This window comes from Pseudarthrobacter sp. NIBRBAC000502772, from assembly GCF_006517235.1.
Classification (GTDB): domain Bacteria; phylum Actinomycetota; class Actinomycetes; order Actinomycetales; family Micrococcaceae; genus Arthrobacter.
Genome location: NZ_CP041188.1, coordinates 3,238,675 through 3,258,473, shown reverse-complemented (window position 1 = coordinate 3,258,473; position 19,799 = coordinate 3,238,675). Strand labels below are relative to the sequence as shown.

Here is a 19,799-nt window from a genome sequence, read left to right as displayed (position 1 = left end):
AACTGGACCGACGCGAGGACCAGGGCGGCGAGCGGGTCGCCGACACCGTAGACGATGGCGTTGCCCACGTTGAGCAGCAGTACCGCTCCGAGGAGGAACGCCGCCCAGACGAGCCGTTCACGATTGTTCCCGCCATGATTCCGCACCCGCTGTGCCGCGAGCCTCACAGACTTCGGCGGCTGTTTTGCGAGGCACAATGCCGCTCCCGCTGAGGTCCATGAACCATTGCCGGGTGGCCGGATCCAGGAGCGAACAGAGCGATTTGATGTCGATCCCGGATCCGGGGTGGTCCTGGGGGCCTGTCATGTCATCCGCGGGTGATGGGGAGTTTCTTTGGGGTGGTGGGTTCGGCCCCGTCCGGCAGCGGGGCGCGGACTTCCAGGACCCCGTTGGTGTAGCTGGCTTTGATGTCTGCTTCCTTCACTCCGTCCGGGAGCGGGATGTTGCGGCTGAATGAGCCGTAGCGGAATTCGGACCGGAAGTTGCCGTTGTCCTTGTGTTCTTCTTTTTCACGGCGTTCGGCGTGGATGTGCAGGAATCCGTCGGCCATCGTGATCTCGACGTCTTTGTCGGGATCAACGCCGGGTATCTCGGCGCGTACCACCAGGTTCTTGAGATACTCGCGAAGAAGCTGGCAACAGGGACGAAAGACTCCACTTGCGGGGCAGACGCAGGTCCGGACCCGCGGAAGTCAACAGGCAGATCGGGGGCCCATATGTCTGGGATTCTTCGTGCAGACGCCTGTCCGAGCCAGACCGAACCGACGTGGGGCCTTCCAACGGCCAAAACCACTATGATCACGACCGTGACGTTGGCCCGCAGCGAGAGCCTGGACATAAGACAAGGTCGTCAACCTTCAGGGGAGCAGGACTAAAGCCTCTGACTTCCTCCATGTCTGGCATTGAACCATGAATCATGGGCCCCCGGAACAGGGCTGACACATCCTCGGCCAGCGCCTGCCTACCAGGACCCTTATCAGCACAGGAACACCCATATGAGGGAGACCAAGATGTCTGCGTCATCAGCACACCCGGGCATCGGTGCCCACCACCGAACGTTCGTCGAGATCACAACCCTTGCCGCCGGTGCCGTTTTCGCCCTCGTGGGAGTCCTCGGCTTCATCCCCGGCATCACGACAAATTATTCACAGTTGACCTTCGCAGGCCACGGCTCAGGTGCCCTGCTCCTGGGCATCTTCCAAGTGTCCATTTTGCATAACATTGTCCACTTGGCGTTCGGGGCAGCCGGCCTGCTCATGGGAAGGACCCCCGCCCAGTCGAAGTATTTCCTGATCGGCGGAGGAGCTTTATACCTTGTGATCTGGCTGTACGGGCTTCTGATTGATCAGGCCTCCGCAGCCAACTTCATCCCCGTCAACACAGCAGACAACTGGCTCCACGCCATACTGGGAGTCCTCATGCTCGCGTTGGGCATTGCGCTTGGCCGCGGTACGGCCCGCACCGGCCAAGGCCGGTAGTCGCGAGAATACGAAACCGGACAAGGAGAAGCCGCACTGGCCGGGGACTCGGGCCGCGTTGGTAGCCAAAAGTGTGTCGGACGCCCATTTTGTCCTGCGCGTCTTGGGCCCGTAGGGCGGCTCCCCTGCAAGGGGAGGAAACAGTCCATGAACGGTGAGAGATGATGTTTGAGTTTCTGGACAGGACCGATGCTGGCCGGCGGTTGGGACAGCGGCTTGCCGGGCTCCGGGGTCAGGACGTGGTGGTGCTGGGTCTGCCCCGCGGCGGTGTGCCGGTGGCCTTCGAGGTGGCGAGAGCCCTTGATGCGCCGCTGGATGTGGTTGTGGTGCGGAAATTGGGGGTTCCGTTCCAGCCGGAGGTTGCCCTGGGTGCCATTGGGGAAGGCGGCGCCCGGGTCCTGGACACGCGAACAATTGCCTTGGCCGGTGTTACGGAGGAGGACCTCCGCACGGTTGAAACGAAAGAACGCAAACTTCTGGAGCAGCGCCTGGCCAGGTACCGCCAGGGGAGGAACCGGGCCGAAGTGCACGGGCGCACCGTCATCGTGGTGGACGACGGGATTGCCACGGGCTCCACGGCTCGGGTGGCCTGCCAGGTGGCCAGGCAGCTCGGTGCGGCGCGGGTGATCCTGGCCGTGCCCGTGGCGCCCGCCCGGACGGTGGCCTCGTTTAAGGACGCGGATGAGGTCGTATGCCTGGTTTCACCGCGGGACTTCCGCGCAGTGGGGTACTACTATCACGACTTTTCACCCACGGAGGATGAGGAGGTGGTGCGGCTGCTCGACGCCGCCGCCCGCGCACTGCACCGTGTTCGGCAGAAGGGTGCCCTGGCCGAGGGCGCCGAGGAGGAGGTCGAGATTTACGACGGTCGGCTTCGCCTGAGCGGCACAATGTACCGGCCGGCAGGGTGTGAGGGCATCGTTATCTTCGCCCATGGCAGCGGCAGCAGCAGGCACAGTCCCCGCAACAGGTTCGTGGCCTCCGTTCTTCACGGCGCCGGGCTGGGCACCCTGCTGCTCGACCTGCTGACCCCGGCGGAGGAGGTCAACCGGGCCAACGTCTTCGATATCGCCTTGCTGGCACAGCGGCTGGGATCTGCCACCCGGTGGCTTGAGGGGCAGCAGGACGGGTGGCATGGGCGGATTGGCTACTTCGGGGCAAGCACGGGTGCAGGCGCTGCTCTCCGGGCAGCCGCCGAACCGCATGCCAACATCGCCGCCGTCGTGTCCCGGGGAGGCCGACCGGACCTGGCCGGCGACCGGCTCGCGGCCGTGCGGGCCCCAACCCTGCTGATCGTGGGCGGGGCGGACACCCAGGTGCTGGCGCTCAACCGGCAAGCCATGGCGCTGATGCGGGCCCCCACCCGGCTCGAAATCGTTCCGGGGGCCACCCACCTCTTTGAAGAACCCGGCACGCTGGCCCGCGCGGCCACCCTGGCGGCTGGCTGGTTTAGCCGGTACCTGCTGCCGTCCCGGCAGGGAGAACCCGCTGAGGAGCTATTGCAGTGAACGTCGGAAACGAGCGCCGACCCTATGCCCACGCATCGGAACTGGAGGAGATCCGAGCCCTGGCCCGGCCACTGGAAACGGTGTCCGGCCCCCTCGACGATCTGGTGGAATTATGCTCGCCGGCACGCTTCGTGTGCCTTGGCGAGGCGTCGCACGGCACGCAGGAGTACTACCAGTGGCGGGCGGCCCTGAGCCGCCGGCTCATCGAAGAGCACACGTTCAGCTGGATCGGGGTGGAGGGCGACTGGCCGGACTGCTGGCGCATCAACTGCTGGGTCCGTGGCCAAACCGACCAGGACCTCGACGCGCGGCAGCTCCTGGCTGGCTTCGAACGGTGGCCCACCTGGATGTGGGCCAACCAGGTGGTGGCGGAGTTTCTTACCTGGCTGCGCGACTGGAACCTGGCCCGGGCGGAGAATCAGCGCACCGGTTTCTACGGGCTGGATGTCTACTCTCTCTGGGATTCCCTGCGGGAGATCTTCGGCTGGCTCGACGCCAACACACCCGAAGCCGTACCTGCCGCACTGAAGGCGTGGCAATGTTTTGTGCCGTTCCGGGAAGACCCCCAGCGGTATGCCGCGAGCACACGGCTGGTGCCGCAGTCGTGCGAGGCGGACGTGGTCGCGCTCCTTGCCGAGGTGCACCGGCAGACCTTGGGCCGGGTGGAGGACGACCCTGCAGCTTTTGACGCGGTGCAGAACGCCATCGTCGCAGCGAATGCCGAGCGCTACTACCGGACCATGATCCGCGGTGACCAGCAGTCCTGGAACATCCGTGACCACCACATGAGTGACACTATAGACCGGCTGGCACGCCACCACGGTCCCGGCTCAAAGGGCCTGGTCTGGGCCCACAATACGCACATAGGTGATGCCAGGGCGACGGATATGGCTTTGGGCGGGATGGTCAACATCGGCCAGCTGATGCGTAGGCGGCATCACGGATCCGTGGTCCTCGTCGGCTTTGCCTCATATCAAGGATCCGTCACTGCCGCACGTTCCTGGGGTTCCCCAGAACAGGTCATGAACGTCCCGGAAGCCATGCCCGGCAGCCACGAAGACCTCCTTCACTCAGCCCTCCAGAGCCCGTCCACACTGATATTCGGCGCGGACCGGGCGGGCCGCTGGCTCCCCTCCTGGCGCGGACACCGGGCCATCGGGGTTGTCTACGACCCCCATCGCGAGAGGGGCAACTACGTCCCCACCGCCATGGGCCAGCGCTATGACGCATTGTTGTGGTTTCCCCGGACAACGGCGCTGGGGCCATTGCACCACGAACACGTGCCCACAGAGCCCGAGCTCGAAACCGAGCCGACCGGCTTCTAAACCGTGCCTCAACCCACTGCTGACCGGGCTGCCGGCTGGGGGACCTTGGACTCTACCCCCGAGGCCCGGTGCGGGCGTCGGATGGAACCATGAGTGCAGGAACCCAACGCTCCACCCGATGGCCTGTCATCACCAAGGACACGGGGTCCTTGCGGGTGAAGCCCAACCTGGCCGACTACGAGGCCGAGCGGGCGGCCTTCACCTGGGATGGGGTGCGGCGGGCTTTGGCCGGACTCCCGGGTAGCGGAGGCCTGAACATCGCCTACGAGGCAGTTGACCGCCATGCCGCAGGCCATCTGGCCGGAACCGAAGCACTCCGGTTCGTCCGGGCGGACGGCAGCATCCGCTCCCTGACTTATGCCGGGCTTGCCGGGGACACCGACAGGTTCGCCTCCGTCCTCCGGACGCTGGGTATCGGACGAGGTGACCGGGTCTTCTCGCTTCTGGGCCGCAGCCCGGAACTCTACACCGCTGTCCTGGGCACGTTCAAGAACGCCAGCGTCTTCTGTCCACTGTTCTCCGCCTTCGGACCGGAACCGGTGCGGCAAAGGCTCTACCTGGGCTCCGGACGAGCGTTGATCACCACCAGGGCGCTGTACCGCAAGAAGGTGGCACCTATCCGGGACTCCCTCCCGGAGCTCCGCTTTGTCCTGCTGGTGGATGCCGAAGGGAACCCGGAGCCCGGCACCCTGGACCTCGCCGGACTACTGCAGGCCGCCCCGCCGGACCAGCCCATTGCAGCCACGCAGCCCGAGGACATGGCCCTGCTCCACTTCACGAGCGGGACCACCGGGACGCCGAAGGGTGCAATCCACGTTCACGACGCCGTGACCGCCCACTACGCCACCGGATACTTCGCCCTGGACCTGCATCCTGACGACATCTACTGGTGTACCGCCGATCCGGGGTGGGTGACGGGTACCTCCTACGGCATCATTGCCCCGCTCGTGCACGGCGTCACGGCCGTGGTGGACGAAGAGGAACTGGACGTGGACCGCTGGTACAGGATCCTCGCCGAACACCGGGTCACAGTCTGGTACACCGCTCCGACGGCATTGCGCATGCTTATGAAGGCCGGAGCAGAGAAGGCGGCAGGCTATGACCTGTCCGCGCTGCGGTTCGTGGCCAGCGTGGGTGAGCCGCTGAATCCCGAAGTTGTTCTCTGGGGCCGGGACGTGCTGGGCCTGCCCGTGCACGACAACTGGTGGCAGACCGAAACGGGGGGAATCATGATCGCCAACTATGCTGCCACGCCAATCCGTCCCGGATCCATGGGACGGCCGCTCCCCGGCATCGAGGCGGCGCTGGTGGCCCGGGATGCCAACGGAACGCCGGTCATCCAGGACGGCGAGGCCCGGCTCGTCACCGGGCCCGGCGCCGTGGGGGAGCTGGCATTGCGTCCCGGCTGGCCCTCGATGTTCCGCGGCTACCTCAATGACGAGGAGCGATACCGCCGCTGTTTCGCCGGCGGCTGGTACCTCACAGGAGACCTGGCAACGCGCGACGAGGACGGGTACTTCTGGTTCGTGGGCCGCGGAGATGACGTGATCAAGTCTTCGGGCCACCTGATCGGTCCTTTCGAAGTGGAAAGCTGCCTGATGGAGCACCCTGCAGTGGCCGAAGCGGGCGTGATTGGCGTTCCCGATCCGGTGGCCGGGGAAGTGGTGAAGGCCTTTGTTGAGCTCCGGCCGGGCCCGGAACCCTCCGAGGAGCTCAGGCTCGACATTATCGGGTTCGCCCGGAAGAGGCTTGGGCCGGCGGTGGCCCCCCGACTGCTCGACTTCACCACCAACCTGCCAAAAACGCGGAGCGGAAAGATCCTCCGACGTCTCCTGAAGTCACGCGAACTGGGGCTTCCGGAAGGCGACCTTTCAACCCTCGAACCGGCGGTTGGCGAGCGGTCATGAGTCCCCTACAAAGCCAGTCAGTTTCGGAGGCTGGGAATGCACGGCATCTTCTGCAGCAGATGCTGCGGGTGCGCCGGCTGGAGGAAAAGTGCGTTGAACTGTACAGCGCTGCCAAAATCCGCGGTTTCCTGCACGTCTACATCGGCGAAGAAGCCGTAGCGGCCGGCGTGATCGAAACCCTCACAGCTGAGGACGCAGTAGTGGCCACGTACCGGGAGCATGGGCACGCCCTCCTCCGGGGTGTATCCGCCAGCGCCATTCTGGCCGAGATGTACGGCCATGCCGAAGGATGCTGCCGCGGCAGGGGAGGGTCCATGCATCTGTTTGACGCCGCGACCCGGTTCTATGGCGGCAATGCGATCGTAGCCGGCGGGCTGCCGCTCGCCGTCGGGCTTGCCCTGGCCGACAGGCTGGCCGGCCGGCGCCGGGTCACCGCATGCTTCTTTGGTGAAGGTGCGGTGGCTGAGGGGGAGTTCCACGAAAGCCTGAACCTGGCCGCCCTCTGGCAGCTTCCGGTGCTCTTCTGCTGCGAGAACAATCTCTATGCCATGGGTACGGCCCTGGTCCGCTCCGAGTCCCAGACGGACTTGGCCCTGAAGGCCGCAGGCTATGAGATTCCGGCCTGGAGCGTTGACGGCATGGATGTGCTCGCCGTGGAAGAGGCTTCGCGCCGGGCTGTGGACGCGGTCCGCTCCGGGGGTGGCCCGCATTTCCTGGAGTTGCGCACCTACCGCTTCCGGGCACATTCGATGTTCGACCCTGAGCTGTATCGGGAGAAAGCGGAGGTGGCCCGATGGATGGAGCGGGACCCTATTCGCCTGCTCCAGGCCACGCTGGAGGCCGCAGGCCAGCTGCCGGAGGAGGAGTGGGCCGCGCTGCAGGCGGAGGTCGACGCCGAGATAACGGCCGCCGTCGGGTTCGCTGAGGCAGGCACCCTCGAACCGGTGGAGGATCTCACCAGATTCGTGACCAGCGAGCCGGCCATCAGCGGCGGCAGCGGACAAGGCCGAGACAGCAAGTCCAGAGAAAGCCGGGTGGCAGGATGAAGACCACTTACCGGGAAGCGGTGCGCGCTGCCCTCCGTGATGCCATCCAGCGCGACAGCCGGGTCTTCCTGATGGGCGAGGACGTGGGCCGCTATGGGGGCAGCTTCGCCGTCAGTCTTGGGTTGCTGGAAGAATTCGGGCCCGACCGCATCCGCGATACCCCGCTGTCTGAATCCGGTTTCGTAGGCGCGGGCATCGGGGCCGCCCTGGGCGGGCTGCGTCCCATCGTGGAAGTCATGACCGTCAACTTCAGCCTGCTCGCGCTGGACCAGATTGTGAACAATGCCGCCACCTTGCTGCATATGTCCGGCGGGCAGTTCAACGTGCCGCTGGTTATCCGGATGACCACCGGGGCCGGCCGCCAGCTGGGCGCCCAGCATTCGCACAGCCTGGAAGGCTGGTACGCGCACATTCCGGGCCTGCGCATCCTGACTCCTGCCACCCTTGCCGATGCCCGCGGGATGCTGTGGACCGCGCTGGAGGACCCGGACCCGGTACTGATCTTTGAGCACGGCTCGCTATATAACGTGGCCGGGGAGCTGGCGGACGACGCCGGGCCGGTCGGCATTGATGAGGCTGCTGTCCTGCGCCCGGGTGAGGACATCACGCTCATCACCTACGGGGGCACGCTTCCCGCTGTGCTGGACGCCGCTGAGCAGTTGGCGGGGGAAGGCATTGACGCGGAGGTCATCGATCTGCGGGTCCTTCGGCCACTCGATGACCGAACCATCCTTCGCAGCGTGGGCAGGACCCACCGGGCGGTGGTGGTTGACGAGGGCTGGCGGAGCGGCAGTATCTCGGCGGAGATAGCTGCGAGGATCAGCGAGCACGCGTTTTTCGACCTGGATGCCCCGGTGGAGCGGGTCTGCAGTGCGGAAGTGCCTGTGCCGTACGCCAAACATATGGAACTGGCAGCGCTGCCCTCGGTTGAACGGGTAGTGGCCGCCTCGCGGAGGGCGGCGGGGTCCGGTGGCTGAGTTCCGGATGCCGTCCCTGGGCGCCGACATGGAACACGGCAAGGTGGTGGAGTGGCTGGTCAAACCCGGCGATTATGTCCACAAGGGCGATCTGGTGGCGGCGGTGGATACGGACAAGACCGTGATGGACGTGGAGTCCTTCGAAGAGGGTGTTGTGGCCGAATTCCTGGTGGAGATCGGTGACACGGTGGACGTGGGGACACCGATCGCCAGGATCACCGCCACACCCGCCGAAAAGGCCCCGGCCGGGCCGCCGATTTTGGTTCCCGCACCGGCGGCCGCGGCTGAGGACACCGGGGTCTTTCCGTTCGAGCCGCCCGAACATGGCGTGCACGTTTCGCCCCCGGTACGGCATCTGGCACACAGGCTGGGTGTCGACGTCGGGTCGGTCCGCGGGAGCGGCAGGAACGGTGAGGTGACCCGGGCCGACGTCGAAAGCGCCGCCGACGGTGCGGTCCGCGGTGAGTCCACGGCTCCAGCAGCCCAACGCGGTCCGGCGGAGGGGCGCGGGTTGCGCTCCTCGCCGCTGGCCCGCCGGGTGGCGGCCCAGCTTGGCATCGATCTGCGGGGCCTGCAGGGAACAGGTCCGGGCGGTGCCGTCATTGAATCCGACGTACGCCGTGCCTCGCACTCCGCCGCCGGGGCGCAGGAGGTGCCTGCGCCTGCGCCTTCCCAGCCTGCGGAAACACCGGCCGGGCCTGCTCCACGGCGGAGCCGGAAAGAGGCGTCGGAGACCAAAACCGGCACGCTCAGGCAGGCAATCGGTTCGCTGATGGCCCGTTCGAAAAAGGAAATCCCGCACTATTACCTGGCCGCTACCCTTGATCTGGAAGCCGCCATGTCATGGATGCAGTCGGTCAACCAGCAGCGTCCGGTCTCGGCCCGCCTAGTCCCCTCGGCATTGCTCCTGAAAGCGACGGCGCTGGCTGCGAAGGACGTGCCGGACATGAACGGCTTCTTCACCCATGGCGAGTTCCGGCCCAGCACCAGTGTCCACCTTGGCGTCGCAGTGGCACTGCGCCGCGGCGGGCTGGTGGCACCTGCCCTGCACAACGCAGAAGCACTGACCCTCGACGAACTCATGGACCAGCTGCGCGGCCTAGTCAGCCGAGCCCGGGCGGGCCGACTGCAGCGCGCCGAGATGGCAGATCCCACGCTCACCGTGACCAACCTGGGCGACCTCGGCGTGGAAAGTGTGTACGGCGTCATTTACCCACCCCAGGTGGCCATGGTCGGCTTCGGAAAGGTCCTGGAGCAGCCGTGGGCGCGCGACGGAATGCTCGGGGTACGGCACGCTGTCATAGCGACGCTTTCCGCCGACCACCGGGTCAGCGACGGGCTGCGCGGCGGCCGGTTCCTGTCTCGGATCGATGAGTTGCTGCAGAAACCGGAGGAGCTATGAACCACGAGGACGCCCGGAAGGCGGCGCAGGCAGCTATCCGCCAGGTGGCACCCGAGGTCGAACCGGAAGATCTTGAGGGGAGCGCCAGGCTGCGCCAGGACCTGGAACTGGACTCACTGGATTTTTTGCGCCTGGTGGAGACCATCGCCAGGTCCACGGGCGTGGAGATTCCGGAACGCGACTACCCCGCGGTGGCGACAGTGCGTGGCCTGATCACCTATCTGGCCGACCACGGCTGAGGGGCAGGTCGCCCTGGGCGAGACCCGGTCAGCGGGGTCCGGCAAGGCTGACTGCGGTCACCTTGTATTCAGGGCATCCCGTGACCTCGTCCCCCGAGGGCGACGTAAGGCTGTTGACGGCGGCACCAGGGAAGTGGAAACCGGCGAACACCTGGCCGGGTGCCACATCATCGGTAATCCTGGCACACAGGACCGCTGTTCCGTGCCTGCTGTTCAGATGGACAGGATCGCCGTTGTTCAGTCCCAACAGCACGGCATCTCCAGGCTCGACGTCGATCGTCTCCAGGGAGAGCAGGCGCAGGTTGTCGGTGCGGCGGGTCATACTGCCGGAGTTGTAATGCTCAGCCCTGCGCCCGGTAATAAGAAGGAACGGGAAATCGGCGTCGCATTGTTCTCCCGGGGGCAGGTACGGGCTGGCGGCCAAGTGTGCCAGGCCGTCCGGGGTGGCGAAACGGTCCCGGTAGAGCCGCGGCGTGCCGGGGGAGTCCGCAGAACTGCACGGCCAGTGGAGGGGGCCGTCCCGGTCCAGGCGTGCATGAGTGATACCGCCGAACACTGGTGCCACTGCGGCACATTCGGCCATGGCCTCCGCCGGTGTGGCGCAGCCAAGGTCCGCGCCCAGCCGGGACGCGACGGCGTGCAGCACCGCAAAGTCGGTCCGGACCCCGGCCGGGGGTGCCACCGCCTCCCGGACCCGCTGGAAGCGCCGTTCGAAATTGACGAACGTGCCGTCCTTTTCCAGCCATGAGGCCACGGGGAAGACGACGTCGGCGGTGGCTGCCGTGGCGGTAAGGAACAGATCGTTGCAGATCACCAGCGGGCAGGCGTCCAGGGCCGCGCGTACCGACGCGCTGTCAGGGTCGGTGGTGAGCACGTCCTCGCCGATGATCCAGAGCGCCTTCAGCGACCCGGTCCGGGCGGCAGCGAACATCTGCGGGATCCGAAGCCCGGGCCGCGGCGGTACCTGTGTCCGCCAGGCCTCGGCGCATCGGGCCCTCGCCACCGGGTCCAGAACCTTCTGGTAACCGGGCAACGTATCGGGCAGTGCGCCCATGTCCGAGGCGCCCTGGACGTTGTTCTGGCCGCGCAGCGGGTTCACCCCTCCGCCGGCGCCCGGCCCCACGGCGCCGCGGAGGAGGGCCAGGTTGGACAGCGTCCGAACCCCGTCCGTGCCGTGCAGGTGTTCGGTCACGCCGAGGCCGTAGAAAATGACCGGCGCCAGCGCGTGCCCGTACGTCAGGGCCGCCTGCACCAGGTCATCCGCCGGGACGCCGGAAATATCGGCCACGCTTTCCGGCGGGTAGTCGCCGAGCAAAGCCAACAGCTCCTCATAGCCGGTGGCGTGCGCATCCAGGAACGCGGTGTCCACCAGCCCTTCCCGGACCAGTACGTGCGCGAGTCCGTTGAACACAGCCACGTTGGTTCCTGGACGGGGCCGGAGGTGGATGTCTGCGTGCCGGGCCAGGAAGGTGCGGCGGGGATCCACCACCACCAGGCGGGCCCCGTCCATGACCCGCTGGAAGATGCGCGAACCGACCACCGGGTGGGCCGCCGTCGGGTTCGCGCCGACCAGGAGGACCGCGTCACACCGGTCCAGGTCATCGAACGGGTTTGTCCCGCCGCCCAGCCCGAACGTGGCGGCCAAGCCGGCCGCGGAGGGAGCATGGCAAAGCCGGGAGCAGTTGTCCACGTTGTTGGTTCCCAAGACGGCCCGGGCGAACTTCTGGGCTAGGTAGTTCTCCTCGTTGGTGGCCCGGGCCGAGGAGATGAGCGCGAAACCGTCAGGATCGGAGTCCCTGATCCCGGCCAGCCGTGTGGCCACGTACTCCACGGCCTCGTCCCAGGTTGCCGGGGCCAGCGTGCCGCTGCGGCGGATCAGCGGGGTGGTCAGGCGATCCGGGGAGCTGAGGAAACCGTGGGCGAAGCGTCCCTTGACGCAGGCGTGGCCGCGGTTGACGGACCCATCACCAACCGGGGTGACGGTCATGATCGCGTTGTCGCGGGTGGAGACCTCCAGGCTGCAGCCGACCCCGCAATAGCCGCACGTGGTCCTGGTCTGCCGCTCAACCGGCAACAGATTAAGCAGGAGCCCAGGTTCAGACAGTGCGCCGGTAGGGCACGTGTCCACGCAGGCCCCACAGGAAACGCAATCGGATTCCGCCCAGGGACCGCCCGTGCCCGGGGCCACCACCGTGTCGGCGCCGCGGTTCACGAGCGTCAGGGCGAACGTGCCTTGGATTTCTGCACATGCGCGCACACACCGCCCGCAGGCGATGCAGACGTCACGGTCGAGTTTGACGTAAGGGTGGGAATGGTCGAGGCCGCGCTGCGGTGGCAGGACGGAACGGTCCGGGGATGTCACCCCATACTCGGCGCATTGCCGGACGAGTTCGCTGCGGTCTGCCGGTACATCCAGAGCCCGCGGCGGCAGCCCCGCGACAATGGCCTGCAAGGCATCGCGCCGGTTCCCCCGGGATGCCTCAACGGCGATGCGCAGTCCGTCCTCGGCCGGGGTGCTGCAGGCGGCGGCCAGTCCCCGGCCGGCAACGTCCACCAGGCACGTCCGGCAGGAGGCCACCGAGCTGAGCCGGTCGTCATGGCACAACGCCGGGAGGGCCAGACCCGCGGCCCGCACGGCGTCAAGCAGCGTAGCTCCGCGGAGCACTTCGACGGCTTGTCCGTCAATAAGCAGTTTCATGCGGGCCACCCGGTCAGCCCATAGACGCGGGCAAGGCTTCGTACTGCCGCCGGTACGCGGCGGCCGAAGGCGCACAGGCTGCCAGCGGCCATGCTGCGCAGCACCTCGCCGCGTTCGCGGCCGATGTCCGGGGTATCCGGCCGTTCCGCCAAGGCGCGGCCGCGCCATGACCCTACCCGGCACGGTGAGCACTGTCCGCAGCTCTCCGCCGCGGCAAAGTCCCACAGGTTCTGCAGCACCTGCGCGCCGGTGAGCCTATCGTCGAAGGCCACGATCCCCACATGGCCGAGGGCCGCGCCGAACCGGGACAGTGCGGCGTCGCTCAGCGGCACGTCGAAGTCCTGCGGGCCGAGGAAGCCGCCCAGCGGCCCGCCGATCTGCAGCGCACGCAGTTCCCTGCCGTCGCGAAGCCCGCCGCCGAGTTCCTCCACGATCCGCCGGACGGGCGTGCCGATTTCCACCTCGTAGGCTCCGGGCCGGAGGAACCGTTCCGACAGGCAGGCGAGCACTGTGCCGGCCTCATCCGGGGTTCCCAGCGCCGCATACGCGGGCCCGCCGTGCTGCACGATCCATGGGACTGCGCTGAGCGTTTCCACGTTGTTGACCACAGTGGGCTGGCCGTAGAGTCCGCGCGTGGCAGGGAACGGCGGACGGGGCCGCACTGTGCCGCGCAGCCCTTCCAGCCCGTTAATCAGGGCCGTTTCCTCACCGGACACATAGGACCCTGCGCCCTCGACCACATGGAAGTTCAGGCTGAACCCGCTTCCCGCGACGTTCGGGCCAAGGTGCCCGGCAGCGCGTGCTTCGGCCACCGCTTCCCGCAGCCGGGCGGCGGCGTGCGGGTACTCCGAGCGGACGAACACGATGCCCGTGGCAGCGCCGACGGCGAAGCAGGCCAAGGCCAGGCCCTCCAACACGCGGTGCGGATCCTCTTCCATGAGCAGCCGGTCGGCGTAGGAACCGGGGTCGCCCTCATCGCCATTGGCCACCACTACCCGGGGCGCAGGGTGTTCGAGGGCGGCCCGCCATTTGGCGGCGGCGCGGAAACCGGCGCCGCCCCGTCCTCGCAACTGGGCAGCCTCGACCCGGTCCAGGACGTCCTCAGGTGTTCCGGAGGCGGCCACGTCCGGCCATACCTGCCAGGGCTGCAAACCGCCGAGCAGCCCGGCGGTCACCACGGGAAACGGGCTAGCGCAAGAAACCGGGATGGGCGGGGCCGTCCGCGGGGCTGCTCCCAGCAACTGTGCCGCCAGTTCCGGCCCGGCATGCGGGTCCACGCCGTCCAGTGCCGCGGGACCAGTGAAACAGTAGCCCAGGCAGCGCACGGCCTGGAGCGACACAGAGCCGTCCGCGCTGCAGGCTCCGGCCTCCACTCCCAGCGCCGCCTCCACCTCAGCGAGGTGCGCGCCACCGGCTGCTGCAAAGCAGGCGGCAGCGGTGCAGACCCTTACATGGCGGGCTGCGCGGGGCGCCGTAAAATCAGCGAAGTAGGAAGCCGGTCCTTCGACCGCTGCCGCGGGCAGCCCCAGCGTGCGGGCAATATCTGCCGGAGCGGCAACGGAGCTCCGCAACACGTCCGGGATCTCGCCGACCGGCCGGTCGAAGCGCGCGGCGTACCGGAGGAATGGATCGTCGGTGTTCCGTTCCCAGCCCTCAGCCCCGGCGCCCGGGCGCCCGGCAGGGAATTCATGCATGCGTTCATCATGGACTCACATGGCCTCAATGAGGTAAGGGTCGAAAGTCCCGCCAAACACGGGAGCCGCACCGCGGCAGTGCTTCACCCCGGCTGGGCGCTCAGGACTCCCAGAGGATTTCGTCGTCCACCACGCCGTCTTCGTCGGCGGCTACCACCAGGACCTCGTCCGTGAAGTGTGAGCCCAGCGTGAAGTCCATGACAAAGTAGCGCTCGGGCTGGCCGGGGAAAATGCCCACGTGGCCGAGCTTGAGGGCTTTGAGGAAGACGTCGTTGGTGAGCTGGCTGCGTTCCTCCACGCCGAAGACTTTCTGCATTTGCTCGTCCTTGAGGGCGCTGCAGTGGAAGTGAAGGTATTCCTGGGGGCTGGTGCCTTCCTGCTCCAGCTCGTCGGCGATCATCTGCCGCACCTCATCCACCAGCTCGGGGAGGAACCGCAGCCGGTAGTCCACCTTGTGCATGGCCGCTTCGTCAAAGTGGTCGTGTGCGTTGATGTTCAGGTCAAGTTCCAGTACCTGGCCACCCAGCTCATGTTTGGCGGCGATGTTGTGATCCCTGCCGTGGTTGAGCTCGATTTCTCCAAAGTGCTGGCTCGCTACCCTGTTCATACCTTCAACATAGACCCCAAGTGCTGCGCTTTCCAGCATTCCGGGCTAATTGCCTGAGGACCCCGCCGCAGCCATCGTCTCGGCGAGCAGGTCCACAAACAGCTGCACCCGGGCGGTCTTCTTCTCGTTGATGAGCAGGGCAAACACGTTCCGGGCCAGCCGGATTTCGGGAACGTCCAGCACTACAACGCCGGCCGGCCGGTTCCGCAATGCGAGCTCGGGCACCAGCGCCGCGCCCAGTCCGGCGGCCGCCATTTCGAGGCTGGCATGGAAGTCGTCGCTGTGGGCCACCACGCGCGGATGCAGGTTGCAGCTGGCAAAGAGCCGCTCGATCACGACGGCGTCGGGGCTCCCGGGGTGGTGCATGATCCAGGGCAGCTCGGACAGATGGTCCGCCGCCACCTTGGCGTCCGTGCGGAATCCCCAGCCCGCGGGGAGCACTACGCGGAAGTTGTCATCGCCGATCCACTGCCGGTTAATGGTGTGCGGCCAGGCGAGCCCGGACTGGCCCACCTGGAAGACCAGCGCCACGTCCAGCTCTCCGCCGGTGCGCAGTCCCTGGATGGTCTGGGCCGGTTCGGCCACCGATACTTTGAGGTCGATGGCCAGGTCCTTCCATGCCGGATTCTTCAGGATCCGCGGGAGGACGTAGGTTGCCAGGCTGGGGAAGATTCCCAGCCGAAGCTCCTGGCTGGTGCTGCTGTGTGTCTTGGAGGCTGCCGCCATCAGGGCTTCGATGTCCGTCAGCACCTTCGCGGCGTGCCGGGTCATCACTTCCGCCGCTTCCGTGGGGACCACGCTGCGGGCCGAACGCTGGAACAGGACCACGCCCGTCTCGCGTTCCAGGGCGGACATCTGTTGCGAGACAGCCGACGCCGTGTAGCCCAGGCGTGCCGCTGCGGCCGCGAACGAGCCCAGCCGGGTCACTTCCAGGAGGGTCTTCAGATGTACGGGATTTACCAACGCTGTCCTTCGGTCAGGGCCGCCTTGGCACTGCGGTGTGCCGGGGATGGAACGCCCGCTTCATTCTGGCACAAAGATTTACGGCAAACTCAGTCATCCACCGGCCCCACGGCACCGAACTGCCCCTAGAGAGTTTGCAGCGAGCAGGCGCACACGCAAGACGAGTAGGGGAGCAGAACAGTGTCTTTGGCAGGGAACTCGACCTTCAAGCCGCAGGGACGGCGCATCGCGGTCGTGGGCAGCGGAGTGGCCGGCCTGACCGCCGCCTATGTCCTGAACCGGCAAGACAACGTCACCCTTTTCGAGGCGGACAGCAGGCTGGGCGGCCACGCCCACACCCACAATGTCGCGCAGCCGGATGGATCCGTCCTCGGCATCGACACCGGCTTCATCGTCCACAACGAGCGGACCTATCCCACCCTGCTGCGGCTGTTCGCCGAGCTGGGCGTGGAGACGCAGGACTCCGAAATGAGTATGTCCGTCCGCTGTGACGGCTGCGGCTTGGAGTACGCCGGGGCCCGTGGGGGCGGCCGCGGGATCATCGCCCGCCCGTCCAGCCTGCTGCGCGGACGCTACCTGCTGATGCTGCTGGAGGTCATGCGCTTCTACCGCAGGGCCCGCGCTCTGATTGAGTCGGCTCCAGCGTCCAACGCCGGCCCTGGTGCGGGCGGCGCGGAGCTGACCCTCGGTGACTTCCTGGCAAAGGAACGCTTCAGCAAGTACTTCATCTCCCATTTCATGACGCCGGTGGTCAGCGCGGTCTGGTCATGCGATCCCACCACGGCACTGTCCTATCCGGCGCGATACCTCTTCACGTTTTTGGGACACCACGGCATGCTGGGCGTCAAGGGTTCGCCGCAGTGGCGGACGGTCACCGGCGGTTCGGGGCAGTACGTGGAGAAGTTGGCCGCCACGCTCCCGGACATCAGGCTTAGCAGTCCGGTCACCGCTATCCGGCGCCACGCCCTCGGCGTGGAAGTGGACACCGATCACGGAGTCGAGGATTTTGAGGCCGTGGTCATTGCCACGCACCCGGCCCAGGCCCTGGGCTTCCTCGCGGACGCCACACCGGCTGAGAGGGAAGCCCTCGGCCAGATGCCGTACTCCGTCAACCACACCCTTTTCCACCGGGACCCGGCCGTCCTGCCCGCCGCGGACAATGCCAGGGCGTCCTGGAACTACCGTCTCCCGGACTGCGAAGCCCGCCCGGACAAGGTCCTGGTCAGCTACGACCTCACCCGGCTGCAACGCCTGGAGCCGGCCGATGGCCTGCCGTACCTGGTGAGCCTGGGGGAGTCCGAGCTCATCGCGGAAGGCCGGGTCCTGGAACACTTGGTCTACGAACACCCCCAGTACACCCCCGAATCACTGCGGGCACAGCAGCGCATTGCGGCCCTGAGTGATGACCGCATCGCCTACGCCGGCGCCTACCTGGGCTGGGGGTTCCATGAGGACGGCGCCCTGGCCGGTGTCCGTGCCGCTGCGAGCCTGGGACGAACTTGGGACGGGCCCGCGGCTCAGGCACCCGAGCCCGAACTGCTCTCTGCCTCGGAGGGCGCATGAGCTCGACGGCAGCCATCTACCGCACGTCCATCTCCCACGTGCGCCAGAGTCCGCTGAAGAATGCTTTCACCTACCGGAGCTACAGCTGGTTTGTGGACGTGGACCGGCTCCCGGTTCTGCCCCGGCTCATGCGGCCGCTGGCTGTCTTCCGGGCCGCCGACCATCTGGGCGATCCCGACGCCACCATCCGCAGCAACGTGGAACGGTTCCTGCGGACCCGGGGGATAGAGCCCGACGGCGGGGCCATCCGGATGCTGACCAGCGCCCGGGTCTTCGGCCACGTCTTCAACCCCCTCACCCTCTTCTGGTGCTACCGGAAGTCCGGGGAGCTGCAGTGTGTCATCGCCGAAGTCCACAACACCTACGGCGAACGCCACTGCTACCTCCTGGAAACGGATCCTTCCGGCCGGGCCAGCGTGCCCAAGGCCTTCTACGTTTCTCCGTTCAATGACGTTGACGGGCAGTACCGGATGAAGCTGCCCGCGCCGGAGCAACGGCTGGCCGTCTCCATCGTCCTGGAGCGGGAAGGACAGCGGCCGTTCGCCGCGACCATGGACGGGGACCGGCGACCGGCCACCGTCAGGAACATCCTGGCAGCGGCCGTTGCCATCCCGGCTGCGCCGCTGCTGGTATCCGCGCTGATCCGGATCCATGGCATCAAACTCTGGGCTCGACGCCTGCCAGTCATGAATAGACCACATCACCCCTCACAGGAGGCAGTCCAATGACCATGACCGATGAAAACGGAACAGCCGCGACTGCGGAGGTCTCCACCGCGAAGTCAGCCGCACGGCACCCGGTGACTGAACGGACCGCTGCCGGGGTACCGGCGTCGCCGGCCACCATCGATCCGGAAGTGTGGCCCGGTGTTGCCCACCCGCCGTCGGGCACTAAAGCGCTGGTGGCGGGCAAAGCCGCGGGCCTGCTGTTCAAGGCGGCCGTACGGCGGCTGCCCCTGCGTGTTGCCTACCCGGACGGTTCGGTGCTGGGCACCGGTGGCCCGGACGCGCCGGTGATGACCATGCTCAGGCCGGCAGCGTTCGAAGTGCGGATCGGTGACAACGGCCTGATCGGGCTGGGCGAGTCCTTTATGGCGGGGGACTGGGAAGCGTCAGACCTCGCCGGGGTGCTGGAGGTCTTCGCCGCGTCTGTGGACACGTTGGTCCCCGCACCGCTGCAGAAGCTGCGGACCCTGTACCTGCCGCGGACGCCGCGGCAGGAACGCAACGAAGAGCACAACACGCGCAGCAACATCTCGCGGCACTACGACCTGTCCAACGAGCTCTTCGCCAACTTCCTGGACACCACCATGAGCTACTCCTCGGCGCTCTTCCCGCTGAGCGACGGTGCACTGGATTCGGTCCCGTGGGACGCCTTGGCGGAAGCACAGCAAGCCAAGATCGACAGGCTGCTGGACAAGGCCGGCGTCGGAAACGGCACACGGCTGCTGGAGATCGGCACCGGCTGGGGTGAGCTGGCCCTCCGGGCAGCAGCCCGTGGTGCCACGGTTTACAGCGTGACGCTCTCCAGTGAGCAGCGGGCGCTGGCGCAGGAACGGATTGCAGCCGCCGGCTACGCAGGCCAGGTGACCGTGGCGCTGCAGGACTACCGTGCCGTGGAAGGCGAGTTCGATGCTGTTGTGTCAGTGGAAATGGTCGAGGCGGTTGGCTATGAGTACTGGCCCATCTACTTCCAGACCATCGACCGCGTGCTGGCCCCGGGCGGGAAGGTGGCCATCCAGGCCATCACCATGCCGCACGGCCGCATGCTGGCCACGCGCAACGCGTACACCTGGGTGCACAAGTACATCTTCCCCGGCGGGTTCCTGCCGTCCGTGCGGGCCATCGAAAGCGTGACCCAGCAGCACACCAGACTCCGGGTGCGGGAGCGGATGGGCCTGGGCGATCACTACGCCGCGACCCTCCGCCTCTGGGAGGAACAGTTCATCGCGCGCTCGCAGGAGGTGGGCGGGCTGGGGTTCGACGCCGTGTTCCAGCGGATGTGGCTGTTCTACCTCTGCTATTCACGGGCGGGTTTCCAGTCCGGCTACCTGGACGTGCAGCAGATTGTCCTGGACCGCCGGGAGGCTCAGCTGTAGCTGGTTAGGTTCGTCACGTCGCAGGGGTCCTGAAGGTGTTTTCAGGGCCCCTTTTGCGTGCCCGGCACCAGATGTAGTGGTCCGCCCACTAGGCGCGACACGCCGTCCAGCACGCGACACGCGGGGCGATAATTGTGGCTAAGTACTCCACAGGGTGTGGATTTCGTCCGCAAAAATGGCGGAATTCCGGACATTTTGAGGGCGCTTGCCTGTGGATTAAAAGTGCATTAAATGACATACTTGTAATACATCATCTTGGGGTTCCGAAGAGCCGTCTGCACTACATGTAGTATCG

16 protein-coding genes are annotated in these 19,799 nt (G+C 66.8%); 11 read left to right on the top strand and 5 right to left on the bottom strand.

What is annotated here, in order from left to right:
• Positions 1–307: 307 nt before the first annotated feature.
• The gene (locus tag NIBR502772_RS15025; protein WP_371706682.1) at positions 308–604 is read right to left on the bottom strand and encodes an Hsp20/alpha crystallin family protein; all 297 of its coding nucleotides are present in this window, start codon (positions 602–604) and stop codon (positions 308–310) included.
• A 405-nt stretch (positions 605–1,009) separates the two neighbouring features.
• Between NIBR502772_RS15025 and NIBR502772_RS15020 the strand changes: the two genes are divergently transcribed.
• The 8 genes from NIBR502772_RS15020 (at position 1,010) to NIBR502772_RS14985 (ending at position 9,881) form a co-directional block, all read left to right on the top strand.
• Positions 1,010–1,477 (top strand): DUF4383 domain-containing protein, encoded by a 468-nt coding sequence (locus NIBR502772_RS15020; protein WP_141140805.1) that lies wholly within the window; start codon positions 1,010–1,012, stop codon positions 1,475–1,477.
• Between the two features lie 164 nt (positions 1,478–1,641).
• Complete coding sequence (locus NIBR502772_RS15015) at positions 1,642–2,985, top strand: phosphoribosyltransferase (protein ID WP_141142098.1); 1,344 nt, start codon at positions 1,642–1,644, stop codon at positions 2,983–2,985.
• Positions 2,982–4,310, top strand: coding sequence for an erythromycin esterase family protein (locus tag NIBR502772_RS15010; protein WP_210412306.1), 1,329 nt, complete (start codon positions 2,982–2,984; stop codon positions 4,308–4,310). The genes NIBR502772_RS15015 and NIBR502772_RS15010 overlap by 4 nt, the downstream gene beginning before the upstream one ends.
• Positions 4,311–4,399: 89 nt before the next feature.
• Positions 4,400–6,217: an acetate--CoA ligase gene (acsA, locus tag NIBR502772_RS15005; RefSeq protein ID WP_141140804.1), complete on the top strand. Its 1,818-nt coding sequence runs from the start codon at positions 4,400–4,402 to the stop codon at positions 6,215–6,217.
• Positions 6,214–7,263, top strand: a complete 1,050-nt coding sequence (gene pdhA / locus NIBR502772_RS15000) for a pyruvate dehydrogenase (acetyl-transferring) E1 component subunit alpha (protein ID WP_141140803.1) — start codon at positions 6,214–6,216, stop codon at positions 7,261–7,263. Before acsA ends, pdhA begins: the two co-directional genes overlap by 4 nt.
• Positions 7,260–8,240 (top strand): alpha-ketoacid dehydrogenase subunit beta, encoded by a 981-nt coding sequence (locus NIBR502772_RS14995; protein ID WP_141140802.1) that lies wholly within the window; start codon positions 7,260–7,262, stop codon positions 8,238–8,240. The genes pdhA and NIBR502772_RS14995 overlap by 4 nt, the downstream gene beginning before the upstream one ends.
• Entirely contained in the window at positions 8,233–9,642 is a 1,410-nt protein-coding gene (locus NIBR502772_RS14990) for a 2-oxo acid dehydrogenase subunit E2 (protein WP_141140801.1), read from the top strand. The genes NIBR502772_RS14995 and NIBR502772_RS14990 overlap by 8 nt, the downstream gene beginning before the upstream one ends.
• Positions 9,639–9,881: an acyl carrier protein gene (locus NIBR502772_RS14985; protein WP_141140800.1), complete on the top strand. Its 243-nt coding sequence runs from the start codon at positions 9,639–9,641 to the stop codon at positions 9,879–9,881. Before NIBR502772_RS14990 ends, NIBR502772_RS14985 begins: the two co-directional genes overlap by 4 nt.
• A gap of 28 nt (positions 9,882–9,909) precedes the next feature.
• On the opposite strand, the gene fdhF is transcribed toward NIBR502772_RS14985, so the two are convergent.
• The 4 genes from fdhF to NIBR502772_RS14965 form a co-directional block, all read right to left on the bottom strand.
• Entirely contained in the window at positions 9,910–12,579 is a 2,670-nt protein-coding gene (fdhF, locus tag NIBR502772_RS14980) for a formate dehydrogenase subunit alpha (RefSeq protein WP_141140799.1), read from the bottom strand.
• A complete protein-coding gene (locus NIBR502772_RS14975) occupies positions 12,576–14,273 on the bottom strand; it encodes an NAD(P)H-dependent oxidoreductase subunit E (protein WP_141140798.1) in 1,698 nt (565 codons plus the stop codon). Before NIBR502772_RS14975 ends, fdhF begins: the two co-directional genes overlap by 4 nt.
• A 100-nt stretch (positions 14,274–14,373) precedes the next feature.
• The gene (locus tag NIBR502772_RS14970; protein WP_141140797.1) at positions 14,374–14,880 is read right to left on the bottom strand and encodes a DUF2004 domain-containing protein; all 507 of its coding nucleotides are present in this window, start codon (positions 14,878–14,880) and stop codon (positions 14,374–14,376) included.
• A 45-nt stretch (positions 14,881–14,925) separates the two neighbouring features.
• Entirely contained in the window at positions 14,926–15,843 is a 918-nt protein-coding gene (locus NIBR502772_RS14965) for a LysR family transcriptional regulator (protein ID WP_141140796.1), read from the bottom strand.
• A gap of 180 nt (positions 15,844–16,023) precedes the next feature.
• On the opposite strand from NIBR502772_RS14965, the gene NIBR502772_RS14960 reads away from it, so the two are divergent.
• The 3 genes from NIBR502772_RS14960 to NIBR502772_RS14950 are packed head-to-tail and all read left to right on the top strand — an operon-like array spanning position 16,024 to position 19,504.
• A complete protein-coding gene (locus tag NIBR502772_RS14960) occupies positions 16,024–17,406 on the top strand; it encodes an NAD(P)/FAD-dependent oxidoreductase (protein ID WP_246848545.1) in 1,383 nt (460 codons plus the stop codon).
• Positions 17,403–18,134, top strand: a complete 732-nt coding sequence (locus NIBR502772_RS14955; RefSeq protein ID WP_141140795.1) for a DUF1365 domain-containing protein — start codon at positions 17,403–17,405, stop codon at positions 18,132–18,134. Before NIBR502772_RS14960 ends, NIBR502772_RS14955 begins: the two co-directional genes overlap by 4 nt.
• Complete coding sequence (locus NIBR502772_RS14950; protein ID WP_141140794.1) at positions 18,131–19,504, top strand: class I SAM-dependent methyltransferase; 1,374 nt, start codon at positions 18,131–18,133, stop codon at positions 19,502–19,504. Before NIBR502772_RS14955 ends, NIBR502772_RS14950 begins: the two co-directional genes overlap by 4 nt.
• Positions 19,505–19,799: the final 295 nt, after the last annotated feature.